Below are 12,215 nucleotides of genomic sequence, written 5' to 3'. Positions count from 1 at the left end.
CACAATGCTTAAGAAACCCGAAACACTCTTTGTGCTCGGCTACATGCTGCTGCCGCTGCTGGCCCTGCTGTCGGCCATCGTCGGCCTGACCATGATCCTCGGCGGAAACAAGATCGCCGGCATCATTGTGCTGGTTGTGGTCACGCAGGCGTTTGCCTTCGGAGCCTTCTTTGCACTGCGCGCCCGCAAGAATGCCGTCCTGGAAGAGACCGACCGGCAGTAGGGCCCCGCGATGGGGAGGGCTGCCCATCGCGGCGCCTGCGCACGCCAACTACAGTGTTGGCAGGACTCAGCAGCAACCGTTCAGACACTGAACGCTCAAAACTTTGGGGGATGATGCCACAGTGGCAGGCAACTTGTGGGGCGCGGATGTGGCGCAGCTGCGCACACTCGCGCAGCAGTTCGGAAAGGTCTCCGACAACCTGCTGCAGACATCATCACACCTGACAAACCAGATCAACAGCACGCCGTCGTGGAAGGGCACTGACGCAAGCCGGTTCCGCTCAGCCTGGAATGCCGACCACCGCGCCCTCATCCAGCAGACGGCACGTGCCCTCAAAAACGAGTCAAAAAGGCTGCTGGACAACGCCAACGAGCAGGAGAAAGCCAGCGACGCGGCTCCCGGGTCCGGCGGCGGTCCGGGCACTCTCAGCGATCCCGGCGGGACCGTGGCGGGGGTGCTGGGTGGCGTGCTGCTTGGCGGCTTGGGGGCGCTCAAGACCGGCCTGACCGTCCAGAAGTACATCAAAGCCCCGCTGACCCTGGCCAAGCACGTCGGGCAGTACGGCTGGGTACTGAAGAACCAGCGGGCGGATTTGGCTCAGGCGCTGCTGACGAAGGGCCGGCACCGGCTCGGCGGCCCCGTTTTTGATGGCCGGAACCTGCTGCAGACCACCAAGGGAAATACCGCCCTCGAGGGTCTTCTGAGGAACTCGTCGACGGCAAACCGCGGCATCGGCCTCATCGACAAGGCCACGGACATTGCCTCGCTGAAGAACCTCCATAATTACCCAGGGCTGACCAGGCTCGCCCCGTTGCTGGAGGAGAAGCCATGGATCGGCAAGGGCAGCAAGCTCGAATGGCTGGGCAAGGGCGGCCTCGCCCGCGGGCTGGGCTGGGCCGGCGTCGGCTTCAGCGCCGTTGACTCGGTCAACAGCTTCGCCAACGGTGATATCAAGGGCGGGGCGACCAGCGCGCTCAAGGCCGGCCTGGGGGTGGGCTGCTTCCTGCCGCCACCGGCCGGTACGGTCTGCCAGGTTGCCAGTGTTGGAGTGCTCGTCTACGAAAACTGGGACACCATCAGCAGCGTCGGAAAGAACGTTGGCGAGGGGATTGCCAATGCGGTGAAGGATCCCGGTAAGTTCGTCAGCGACACAGCGGACACGGTAACGGACGGCCTCAAGTCCGTGGGCAATTTCCTTGGTGGTATCGGCGATTAGGAGACAGGCATGACTGTTCAGGACCAGACCCAGCAAGAGCCGCGGCTCGGCGTTGACGTCATTGGCTTCGGCGTGGGCGAGTTCGCCTATCTTCTCAACGTCTTCGAGGGCCCTGCCCGGGACCGCTCCGTCAGCGTCTTTCGCGCCGAAGAGATGGTCGACGACGTCACCCTGTCTACGGCAGGTGCATCCTCGCTGCTGGCGCGGGACATGGCCACTGTCGATGATGACGGCGAGCTCGGTGTGAAGGGCGTCGCCGCTGCCGTCGCCACAGCACTCGGCCAGGCCACCCGCTGGACTGAAATTTCCCTGCTGACCGGCGACAGCATGGACAACGTGGCCTTTGTCGAAGCGCCCGAGGTAGCCATCATGCTCCAGCCACGCGTGCTCGGAACATGGTTCGTGTTCGCCAAGGACCCCTCCCTGTCCTCGGCGGAAGCCATCCTGCGCATCGTCCGGCAGCACGTCTCAGAGAACCCCGCGGGCTCGGCCTATCTCGTGTTCAAGACCCTGGACTCCGAGCAGCACCTTCTGATCCGGCGCGAAGACGGCTCCTGGACCACCGGCGTCCCGGACTTCGACAAGGACGAGGTCGCCGAGACTCCCCGCCTTGACGACGCCGGCCTGCTTGCTGCGATTGAGAATGCCCGTGGCTAGGCGCAGCGAAGGGGTCCCCCAGGACCCGGGCTATGTACCGTCCGCGCCCTCCGGGGATCAGCTGATCCACCGGCGCGCCGAGAACGGCGAGATCGTGGGCTACACGCCTGAAGAGTACGGCGTGCGCAAGGACGATGGCCTCAGCGTGGTGAAGCCCGTGAACAGCTCGGCCGGGTTGCTGGTCCTTGCTGTCCTGATCAGCCTGGCTTTTGGCGGCATGCTCTACGGGATTGTGCAGATGGCCCTCACTGACCAGTGGCACATTCTGGGCGAGATCTGGTGGATGTACCTGCTGATCCTCTTTCCGCTCCTTGCTGGATGGTCCAGCTACTTCAAGGAACGCAAGGCCGAAAAGCTGCGCAAGTCCCGGAACCTGCCGCGGCCGGTGGAATAGCGCGCCCCACGGAGGCCCGGGCCGGGACCGCCCTGCGGCGGCCGGCCCCCGAGTGACGTAACCGACTGCGCCCCCGGCGCTCCAAAGTCTAAACTGGCCAAATGACTACAGCAGCTACCCCCTCCGTCGGCCTGGTCGGATGGCGCGGCATGGTCGGCTCTGTCCTGATGCAGCGCATGCAGGACGAGGGCGACTTCGCCAACATCAACCCGGTATTTTTCTCCACCTCAAACGCAGGAGGTGCCGCCCCCTCCTTTGCTGAAGGGGCAGGCAAGCTCGAGGACGCGTTCGACGTCGAGACGCTGGCCAAGCTGCCGATTATCGTCACCGCCCAGGGCGGCGACTACACGAAGCAGGTCCACGGCGAGCTGCGCAGCCGCGGCTGGGACGGCCTCTGGATCGACGCCGCCTCCACCCTGCGGATGAACGCTGACTCCATCATCGTGCTGGACCCGATCAACCGAGACGTCATCGACAAGGGCCTGGCCAACGGCACCAAGGACTTCATCGGCGGCAACTGTACCGTGTCCTGCATGCTGATGGGCCTCGGCGGGCTCTTCAAGAACGGCCTCGTAGAGTGGGGCACCTCCATGACCTACCAGGCCGCCTCCGGCGGCGGCGCGCGGCACATGCGCGAGCTCCTCAGCCAGTTCGGCACGCTCAATGCCGAGGTCAGCACCGAACTGGACGACCCGGCGTCGGCCATCCTGGACATCGACCGCAAGGTCCTGGCCCACCAGCGCACCGACATCGACGCCACACAGTTCGGCGTGCCGCTGGCCGGCTCCCTGATCCCATGGATCGACGCGGACCTGGGCAACGGCCAGTCCAAGGAAGAGTGGAAGGCCGGGGTGGAGACCAACAAGATCCTCGGCACCTCCGCGGACAACCACGTCATCATGGACGGACTGTGCATCCGGATCGGCGCCATGCGCTCCCACTCCCAGGCACTCACCCTTAAGCTGCGCGAGGACCTGTCCGTCGCTGAAATCGAAGACATCCTCGCCAAGGACAACGAGTGGGTCAAGGTGGTGCCCAACAGCAAGGAAGCCTCGATGGCCGACCTCACGCCCGTGGCGGCCTCCGGCACCCTGGACATCCCGGTGGGCCGTATCCGCAAGCTGGAGATGGGCCCGGAGTACATCAGTGCCTTCACGGTGGGCGACCAGCTGCTGTGGGGAGCTGCCGAACCGCTCCGGCGCATGCTGAACATCGCGACCGGGACGCTGTAGCCCCCTCGCCCCGCATGAGCGGCCCGCCCCGCATGACCGGCCCCGTCCAGGGCCGCTCATGCGGGGCGGGGCCGTTTCTGCATGTCAGCCCGGACCAGGGTGGCCTGCAACCGGCGACGCAGCTCGATGGGTGCATCCAGGTGCTGCCACTTGAGGCGCAGGAAAATCCATCCGGCCTCGACCCTGGTCCGGGTTTCTCCCGCTGACTCCGCGCGGCCGTCCAACGAGTCCAGCACCGCAGCGGCGCGCCTGCTCCCCCGCTTGACCGTCGCTGCCCCGAGCCGGTCCTGCGGGCACGGGCCGGTCTTGCCGGGGGGTACGAGCCGGTCTTGCGGGCACGGGCCGGTCTTGCCAGGGACGGGCCACAGCGGCCCAGTCAGGACGCGAGGAACCTCTCGTACCGCTCGATGGACCTGTTAAACCCTGCCCGGGCCGCGGGGCCGAGGGGCCGGGCGTCGTCGAACGGCTCGGGAATGAACCGGGCGGCGCGCACTGTGCCCTGCCGGGCCCAGGTCCCGACCACTTCGCCGCCAGCCACGATCGCCTTCTTGAACACTCCATTGCCGCCCGGGACGATCTTCTGGGCATGTTCCGGCGGCAGCACCAGGCTGCGGTCGGTGTACCCGAGCACGAACTCGTCGAACCCGGGCAGTGCAAGAACGGTGCGCTGCCCGGGCACGCCGTCATCCAGCAGCGCGGCTGTTTCGGGTGCGAGCCAGTAGCTCGTCCCGCCAAACTCCAGTTCCACGAGTTCCCCGCTCACCGTGGCCAGGGCCGCCCGTGCCTCCGTCAGGGTGGTATTGGACCACCAACCGAAGTCCCGCACCGTCGCCGGTCCGTGGCTGCGCAGGTACCTCAGCAGCAACTCGGCAATGCCTTCCTCGCGTCCGAGGTCCCGAGAGGTGGTGATCCAGTCGTCGAACGCCACGAACTTCTGCTGGTTGCCGTCCAGCGGCCCCGGCACCAGCGACGCACTTTGGCACAGCAGCCCCAGCAGGTGGATGCCGCGTTGGCCGGTGGGAGGCTGGCCCCCGGCTTCGAAGGCTGCGAACAGCTCGGCACGGGTGGCCCCGGACGGCCGGCCGGAGGCACCGCCAGCCTCGGAAACCAGGTCCAGGGCGATCTTCCGGCAGACTTCGACGTCGCCTGCGGTGATCTCCAGCTGGCGGTGACGGCTCGACATGCCCTGGATCAGCCGTGCGGTGGTGATGTTGAGGATCCACCGCAGGTCCTCCGGGGCGAGCAGGTGGAGCGTGCCCCGCATTGGCCAGGAGCGCACGATTGTTCCCGTATCCAGGGCGGCACGCACATCGCTGCTGCCGGCCCCGGGAACCCGCAGGCCAACCGCCCACAGGGCCGCCTGCAGGTCCTGTGCCTGCATGGCCGTCATCCCGCGGACGGCCTCGGGCACGCCGGGGAATCCCTCCCCGAGCAGCCCTTGCGACGCCAGCCGCAACCGTCCGATGATCCTGGGGGTGACCCGTGTCCGCGCCGGCGATGCCATGAGCCCATCCTAAGACTGCCGCCACAGCACATGAACGGCATCAGCGGCATCACCGTCGGGCGCGGGAACAGTGGCTAGAGTTCGACGCCGATCAGCAGGGGCTCCGGGTGGAGTTCAATGCCGAAATGCCCGACGACGCCGTCCCGCACCTCCCGCGCGATTGCCACCATATCGGCGGCGCTGGCGGAGCCGCGGTTCGTGATGGCCAGGGTGTGCTTGGTGGACAGTGAAGCCCGCCCGCCGGAAACACTGCCGGCGTCCAGCCCGAAGCCTTTTCCGAACCCGGAGTGGTCGATCAGCCACGCCGCGGAAAGCTTGACGAGGCCGTCCGAACCACCCGGGTACCGGGGCGCATTCTCCGGCAGGCCGGCCGCCACCTCCTCGGAGACCATCGGATTGGTGAAGAAGGAACCGGTGGAGTAGGTGTCGCGGTCTGCGGGGTCGAGGACCATGCCCTTGGACGCGCGCAGCCGGAGCACCTCCCGGCGGACGTCGTTGGAGTAGGCACGCTGCCCCTGTTCAACACCGAGGACCCTGGCCAGCTCGGCGTAGCGGACCGGAGCGCTCATCCTGCCCAGCGGCAGCTGGAACTCGACGGTGAGGACGATGTAGCGCGGGGACCCGTTGACGGTGGTCTGTTTGAGGATGGAATCCCGGTAGCCGAACTTCAGCTCGGAGTTGGTGAAGGTCTTCACGGCGTTGCGTTCCCTGTCCCAGGTGCGGACCGCGGCGATGGTCTGGGAAACCTCGGACCCGTAGGCGCCCACGTTCTGTACGGGGGTGGCGCCGGTGGCTCCCGGGATTCCGGCCAGTGCCTCGATTCCGGACCAGGCGTGCAGCACCGCGTGCTCCACGAGGGCGTCCCAGTTGTGGCCCGCCTGCACCACCACGGACACCCCGCCGCAGGAGTCCTCCGCGCTGACGGTGAACCCTTCCGAGGCGATCCTCACGACGGTCCCGGGGAACCCGTCGTCGGAAATCAGCAGGTTGGAGCCGCCGCCGATGATCAGGACCGGATCCCCTGCGGCATCCGCCGAACGCACCGCCTCGATGATTTCCGCTTCCGTGCGGGCCTCGATGTAGTTGCCGGCGGGGCCGCCGACGGCAGCGGTGGTCAGGTCGGAAAGCATGGTGGGAGTCACCCGTCCAGCTTAACCGGGTTTCCCGGGGTGCCTGTTATCCGGTCCGCCATGGGTGACGCTACGGAAGTTTCCGCGCTACCGGAGACAGCAGGAAGCTCACCACGAGGACCGCCATGACGGCGAGCAGGGAATGCAGGATCCCGACATGCTCGGCCAGGAGACCCAGCAGCGGCGGCCCGCAGAGGAAGGCGCCGTAGCCAATGGTGGACACCACGGACACACGGGCGGCCGCTTTGGTTGGGTCATCGGCGGCGGCGGACATCCCCACCGGGAATCCCAGGGAGGCCCCGAGTCCCCAGACGGCCAGCGCGGCGTAGGCCATCCACGGAACCGGTGCGAAGACGAACAGCGCCAGCCCGGCGACGGCCAGGGCGGAGCACCAGCGCATCACGGGAACGCGGCCGAACCGGTCCAGCACCACGGTGCCGGCGAACCGGCCAATGGTCATGAAGGTGACGAAGATCCCGTAGCCGGCGGCTCCCGCGGCGTCGGACTGGTGGTGGCCGTCGGCGAGGGCCAGAGCCACCCAGTCCCCCGCCGCGCCTTCGGCCAGCGCCAGGCCGAGCACCATGACGCCCAGCAGCAGTGTCCGTTTATCCCGCCAGGCCTGCGCGATCTTCCGTTTGTTGTCCAGCGGCGCCGCGCCGTCTTCGGATCCCGGACGGATGATGGGGATCGGTCCGGTGGACGGGTCCTCGAAGTTGTCGGGACGGTAGGGGGCCGCGCGCACAACCGGCGTGACGTCCGCACGGAACCAGCGGGCCGCCGTCGTCACCGAACCCGCCACGACCAGCCCGACGGCGGCGAGGTGCCAGAACACGGGCACCTCCGCGCCCGCCGCCCAGGCCCCCAGTCCGGCGCCGGCAACCGTTCCCAGGCTGAAGGCGCCGTGCAGCCGCGGCATGATGTGGCGTCCGACGGCACGCTCCACGGCGGCACCCTCAACGTTGGACGCGGTGTTCCAGCTCGCGGTGCCGAGGCCGATCACAACCAGCCCGGAGGCAACCGCCAGCGGGCTTGCCAGCACAGACGTGCCAAATCCCGCCAGGACGAGCCCGACTCCCACCATGATGCTTCCGGTCCGGATGGTCCGCTTGGAGCCGAGCCGCAGCACTATGAGCCCGGAAGCGGACACGGAAAGGAACGACCCGGCCGACATGCACAGCAGCAGCAGCCCGATGGTCGCCGGAGTGAGGTTCAGCCCGTCGCGGATGGCGGGCAGCCGCGCCACCCATGAGGCGAAAGCGATCCCGCTGGCGGCGTAGGCCACCACCACAGCGTTCCGCCAGTGCGTTACCTCGGGTGCCTGGACAGAGGCAGTGCTCAAGAGCAGATCACGCGTCAGGCCACCTTGACGAGGGCCTGGGCCTTCATCAGGACTTTCTGTCCGTCAAACACGACGGCGAGGTCCACGCGTGCGGTGCGCGCATCGGCGTCGAGCGCACCGATGGTGCCGCTGACGTCGAACACTGCGCCGGGGTCCGAGGATCCCGTGGTGTCAGTGACCAGCACCGGCTTGGTGAAGCGGGTCTGGTAATCGACGACGGCGGCCGGGTCGCCCGCCCAGTCGGTCACCAGCTGCACGGCGGCACCCATGGTGAACATGCCGTGGGCGATGACGCCGGGGAGCTCCACACTGGTGGCGAAACTCTCGTTCCAGTGGATGGGATTGAAGTCACCGGACGCGCCGGCGTACTTGACGAGGTCCTGCCGGGTCACCTCGATGCTGCTGCTGCCGATGTCCTGGCCGACGCTAAGTTCTTCGAATGTGGGGCTCATGGTTACTGTCCCTCTCCGCGGACCAGGATGGATGACTTCGTGGTGGAAACGGGCTCGCGGCCGTCACCGTCTGTCAGGGCGAAAATCTCGGCGCGGGTGGTGATCATGGCGCCTCCGCCCATGGCCCGGACGCCGTCAACGTGCAGCTCCGCCACGAGTCGGTCGCCGGCGAAGATGGGGCGGTGGTGGGTGAAGCGCTGGTCGGCGTGGACCACGCGTGAGAAGTCGATGCCGGCCTCCGGATCCTCGATCAGCTGCGCGTCGGCACGCTGGGCGATGATGATCGCGAACGTGGGCGGGGCAACGAGGTCGCGGTGACCCAGGCCCTTCGCGGCGTCGACGTCGAAGTGGGCGGGGTGGGTGGCCTTGACGGCCCGGGCGAATTCGCGGATTTTCTCGCGGCCGACGTCGTACACCTCTGCGGCAGGGTAGCTCCGGCCCTGCAGATCCGGATTGATAGTCATGGCCTCAAGCCTATCGGGGTCGGCGCGGACCACCCAGTTGGCGGCTACTTCCGGAGGTTCCTGCGGACCTGCTGGCCGCGCACCACGAGGGCAATGATGTGCAGCACCAGCCCCAGGCCGATTACCGGCAACGAGGCGACCATCAGCCCCTGGTTCTGCGTGCCGTTTCCCACGAGGTTGAGAATTATGCCCGCAGCGATCAGTCCCATCGCGCTGAATACGAGGACTTTGTATGAGGCGGGGGCCGTGGCCCAGAATTCGTTCAGCACCGTGCCAGTTTACCCAGTCCCGGCGGCCGACCCGTCAGAACAGGGCTTCCTGCACCGCGGGCACCTCCGAGCTGAACTCCCCGAGCTCTATGCGCCACGCCTTCAGCAGCCCCAGGTTCACCACGAAGTCGAGACCCGAGCCGTCAATCGCCGCCAGGCCGTGGCTTCCGCACAGGGCCCCGAGGGTGAAGCCGTGGCTGCCGCCGTCCATCGCGTGCGGATACGCGTGCCGGGGCGTGGCCTTGCACAAACCGGTGGCCTGCCCGGGACGCACCCACTGCTCGTCCACCGTTTCAAAGCCCCCGACGGCGGTGCCCGCCAGCAGCGACCGCACCTGATCCGCGAGGCGGCGGTTCAGTTCGTCGAGCTCTTCCCCGCGCCGCGGGTCCGTCAGGGCAGCGGTTTTCGCAGCCGAGCGGACCTGCTGGGCCAGTCCTGCCTCGCGCGTGACCATGTCCTCCAGGAGGCGCACCACGCGGCCGTCCTCGGCGAGTGCAACGTACCGTGCAACCACCGCACCCTGCTCGGCCAGCCGGTTCCATTTCCGGGGCTGCGACGCCGTGCCGATCTTGCTGGTGCCGTGGGCGAACGTGGCAATGTACAGCCAGTGCGGCTGCATGAGGTAGCTCCGCAGCCCCGGCGGCACGCGGCCGCCGCGGTGGAAATCGTGGATCAGTCGGGAATCGTCCACCACGAAGCAGCGCTCACACTGGCTGCCCCGTAGGGCCGGGAACCGGTCGGGGCACGGCACATGTTCCCGCTCGGATAAGGAGATGACTCTGGTGTGCCCGAGGCAGTGCTTCCCGTCCGCCACCCGGAAGCCAAGCCGGGCGCCGGCGTGGAGCCGTAGCTCGCTGAATCCCTGGCCCGGCGAAAGCTGCTGGAGGCGCAAAACCGGGCTGCCGCCGTCGGACGTCCCGGAAGCGGCGGGCGGGCCATCCCAAAAGACCCCGTGCACCAGATAGCGGGTATCGGTCACGGGGTCTCCTGGCAATACTGGTGCGGGCTACAGCGCCGGCTGCACCCCAAAGGCTACCGCGAGCTTCATGATCTTCTCGGCACGGCCCAGGCGCGGCAGGTCGGAACCGTCGCGGATGACGCGGCCGTTGGCTTCGAAGTCGGCCATGAAGTCGGTGGCCCAGGCGACGTCGGACGGCGTGGGGCTGATGACCTCGTTGATGACGCTGGTCTGGTCAATGGCCAGGCACAGCTTGCCGGTCATGCCCATCATCACCGTGATGCCGGTCTGCTCGCGCAGGATCGGGTGGTTGGTGCCGACGGTGGGGCCGTCGATGGGCCCGGGCAGGTTGCCGACGCGGCTGGCGACCACGAGCTTGGCGCGGGGATAGGCCATGGCTTCAGCGGTTGCGGCCATGCCTGTGTCGCGGCGGAAGTCGCCGGAGCCGAAGGCGAGTCGGAATGCGCCCTGGGCCTTCGCGATGTTGTTGGCTTCCTCGATGCCGACGGCGCTCTCGACGAGCGGGATGACGGGCGTCTTGCCGTCCATGCGGTGGAAGCTCTCCGTGACCTGGTCGGCGGATTCCGTCTTGGCCAGCATGACGCCGAGCAGGCCGGGCGTGCCGCGGAGGCCTGCGAGGTCGTCGGCCCAGTACGGGCTCAGGGCGTCGTTGATCCGGACCCAGGCCTGGCCTCCGCCGGTCAGCCAGTTCACCACGTTGTCGCGGGCTGTGTCCTTCTGCGAGGGGTCCACCGCGTCTTCGATGTCCAGGATGATGGAGTCCGCTCGGGACACCGCCGACTGGTCGAAGAGCTCGGTTTTCATTGCGTTGACCAGCAGCCACGAACGGGCGATTTCGGCAGGGATGTTGCGTTCGTGCCGGGTGATCTCGGCGGTGGAAGTAGACGTCATACATCTACCGTATCTGGCCTTCACCTGCTAAGGCGAAGATGACCGGCCTCCGGCGGTGATCAATACGACCAAAAGCGTGATCTTACGCTCCCCGGGAACGTTCCGCACGCCGTCCGTCACAGGGTTTATTCCGCCGCAACTGAAGGTCTCATGACCCTCCGTTGCGCCGTGTTTCCGCGGATTTCCAAGGGTGTCCCGCCATGAACCGGGCGCTTTTCCCGGCGCATGAAGTGCGCTTACATCGATCCATCGGCCGCTGCGGCGGCCGCCAGGAACGGCCCCAAGCCGCCCGCACAGAACCCCGACGGCAACCGCCTGTACAGAACCAACCCACCGAAGGAACCTCCATGAAACGACACCTGACCATCCTGAGTGCTGCGGCCGCCGTCGTCATCGCCCTGACGGTGTCCGGCTGCGGCGGGAGCGCCGCCGGCGGTGACACAGGCGGCGCCGGCGCACCGGGCGCCAACGAAGTCAAGGAACTCCGGTACCAGGGCTGGGCCAACACGGTGACGCTGCCCGAACTGGCCCAGGACCTTGGGTACCTGGGCGACGTGAAGCTGAACTGGGTGGGCAACACCATCAGCGGCCCGCAGGACATCCAGTCGGCGGCCACCGGCCAGACCGACTTCGGCGGGGCTTTTGCCGGGGCCGTGGTGAAGCTGGTTGAGGCCGGGGCGCCGGTGAAGGCCGTGATCAATTACTACGGCGAGGACAAGCTGACCTTCAACGGCTTCTACGTCAAGGAGGACAGCCCCATCAAGACGGCCAGGGACTTCATCGGCAAGAAGATCGCCGTGAACACCCTGGGCGCCCATTCGGAGGCCGTCATCAACACGTACCTCCGCAAGAACGGCCTCAGCGCGGAGGAAATCAAGCAGGTCCAGCTCGTCGTGGTCCCGCCCAACGACACCGAGGAAGCCATCCGCCGCGGTCAGGTGGACGCCGGCTCCCTCGGCAGCATCCTCCAGGACAGGGCCATCGCCAACGGCGGGCTGCGCTCCGTCTTCAGCGACTTCGACCTGTTCGGCAGCTTCGCCGGCGGACCGTACGTCCTGCGCGAGGATTTCATCGCCCAGAACCCCAACACGACCCGGACGTTCACCACCGCCGTGGCGAAGGCTATCGAGTGGGAGCGCACCACGCCCCGCAAGGAAGTGATCGCGCGCTTCACCAAGATCCTGAAGGAGCGCGGCCGCAATGAGAACCCGGCCGCGCTGCAGTACTGGAAGAGCGTGGGCGTGCCCGCCAAGGGTGAAATCAAGGACGAGGACTTCACCCGCTGGAATGACTACCTCAAGTCCGTCGGCATCATCAAGGACGACCTCGACCCCAAGAAGCTCTACACCAACGAATTCAACGGCCTCGTCTCCAAGTAGCGCACCGCAAGTAACCCGGCCCCGCAGGGAAATAACGCAGGGACACAACGCAGAGAAACAACAGAGCGACACAACAGTAAGGAAGA

At 67.1% G+C, this 12,215-nt stretch carries 15 protein-coding genes; 6 read left to right on the top strand and 9 right to left on the bottom strand.

Features of this window, described 5'->3' with window-relative positions; genetic code table 11:
* Window positions 1–4: 4 nt before the first annotated feature.
* The 5 genes from AC3A3W_RS17740 (at window position 5) to asd (ending at window position 3,722) form a co-directional block, all read left to right on the top strand.
* Entirely contained in the window at window positions 5–223 is a 219-nt protein-coding gene (locus tag AC3A3W_RS17740; protein WP_205652827.1) for an NF038396 family protein, read from the top strand.
* Between the two features lie 121 nt (window positions 224–344).
* Window positions 345–1,439 carry a WXG100 family type VII secretion target gene (locus tag AC3A3W_RS17735; protein ID WP_487444316.1) on the top strand — a complete coding sequence of 365 codons (1,095 nt, stop codon included), beginning with the start codon at window positions 345–347 and terminating at the stop codon, window positions 1,437–1,439.
* Between the two features lie 9 nt (window positions 1,440–1,448).
* Complete coding sequence (locus AC3A3W_RS17730; protein ID WP_487444315.1) at window positions 1,449–2,096, top strand: hypothetical protein; 648 nt, start codon at window positions 1,449–1,451, stop codon at window positions 2,094–2,096.
* Entirely contained in the window at window positions 2,089–2,490 is a 402-nt protein-coding gene (locus AC3A3W_RS17725; protein ID WP_487444314.1) for a hypothetical protein, read from the top strand. Before AC3A3W_RS17730 ends, AC3A3W_RS17725 begins: the two co-directional genes overlap by 8 nt.
* A 101-nt stretch (window positions 2,491–2,591) precedes the next feature.
* Window positions 2,592–3,722, top strand: coding sequence for an aspartate-semialdehyde dehydrogenase (asd, locus tag AC3A3W_RS17720; RefSeq protein WP_487444313.1), 1,131 nt, complete (start codon window positions 2,592–2,594; stop codon window positions 3,720–3,722).
* A gap of 56 nt (window positions 3,723–3,778) precedes the next feature.
* Here asd and AC3A3W_RS17715 read toward each other — a convergent pair whose 3' ends face one another.
* The 9 genes from AC3A3W_RS17715 to AC3A3W_RS17675 form a co-directional block, all read right to left on the bottom strand.
* Window positions 3,779–3,958, bottom strand: a complete 180-nt coding sequence (locus AC3A3W_RS17715; protein WP_487444312.1) for a hypothetical protein — start codon at window positions 3,956–3,958, stop codon at window positions 3,779–3,781.
* 140 nt (window positions 3,959–4,098) lie between these two features.
* Window positions 4,099–5,226 (bottom strand): winged helix DNA-binding domain-containing protein, encoded by a 1,128-nt coding sequence (locus AC3A3W_RS17710; RefSeq protein WP_487444311.1) that lies wholly within the window; start codon window positions 5,224–5,226, stop codon window positions 4,099–4,101.
* 74 nt (window positions 5,227–5,300) lie between these two features.
* Complete coding sequence (locus AC3A3W_RS17705) at window positions 5,301–6,368, bottom strand: UDP-N-acetylmuramate dehydrogenase (RefSeq protein WP_487444310.1); 1,068 nt, start codon at window positions 6,366–6,368, stop codon at window positions 5,301–5,303.
* Window positions 6,369–6,426: 58 nt separating this feature from the next.
* Window positions 6,427–7,695 (bottom strand): MFS transporter, encoded by a 1,269-nt coding sequence (locus AC3A3W_RS17700; RefSeq protein ID WP_487444309.1) that lies wholly within the window; start codon window positions 7,693–7,695, stop codon window positions 6,427–6,429.
* A 14-nt stretch (window positions 7,696–7,709) separates the two neighbouring features.
* Window positions 7,710–8,147, bottom strand: coding sequence for a MaoC family dehydratase (locus AC3A3W_RS17695; protein ID WP_487444308.1), 438 nt, complete (start codon window positions 8,145–8,147; stop codon window positions 7,710–7,712).
* Between the two features lie 2 nt (window positions 8,148–8,149).
* Window positions 8,150–8,611 carry an FAS1-like dehydratase domain-containing protein gene (locus AC3A3W_RS17690; protein ID WP_078027338.1) on the bottom strand — a complete coding sequence of 154 codons (462 nt, stop codon included), beginning with the start codon at window positions 8,609–8,611 and terminating at the stop codon, window positions 8,150–8,152.
* 44 nt (window positions 8,612–8,655) lie between these two features.
* Window positions 8,656–8,880, bottom strand: coding sequence for a DUF3188 domain-containing protein (locus AC3A3W_RS17685; RefSeq protein ID WP_487444307.1), 225 nt, complete (start codon window positions 8,878–8,880; stop codon window positions 8,656–8,658).
* Window positions 8,881–8,914: 34 nt separating this feature from the next.
* Complete coding sequence (locus tag AC3A3W_RS17680) at window positions 8,915–9,859, bottom strand: DUF2797 domain-containing protein (RefSeq protein WP_487444306.1); 945 nt, start codon at window positions 9,857–9,859, stop codon at window positions 8,915–8,917.
* Between the two features lie 27 nt (window positions 9,860–9,886).
* Window positions 9,887–10,750, bottom strand: a complete 864-nt coding sequence (locus AC3A3W_RS17675; protein ID WP_487444305.1) for an HpcH/HpaI aldolase/citrate lyase family protein — start codon at window positions 10,748–10,750, stop codon at window positions 9,887–9,889.
* 347 nt (window positions 10,751–11,097) lie between these two features.
* Here AC3A3W_RS17675 and AC3A3W_RS17670 point away from each other — a divergent pair, with 347 nt between their 5' ends.
* Window positions 11,098–12,129 carry an ABC transporter substrate-binding protein gene (locus AC3A3W_RS17670; RefSeq protein ID WP_487444304.1) on the top strand — a complete coding sequence of 344 codons (1,032 nt, stop codon included), beginning with the start codon at window positions 11,098–11,100 and terminating at the stop codon, window positions 12,127–12,129.
* Window positions 12,130–12,215 lie beyond the last annotated feature (86 nt).

Source organism: Arthrobacter sp. Soil_N43 (assembly GCF_057655195.1).
This window is presented reverse-complemented; position numbering and strand designations above follow the sequence as displayed.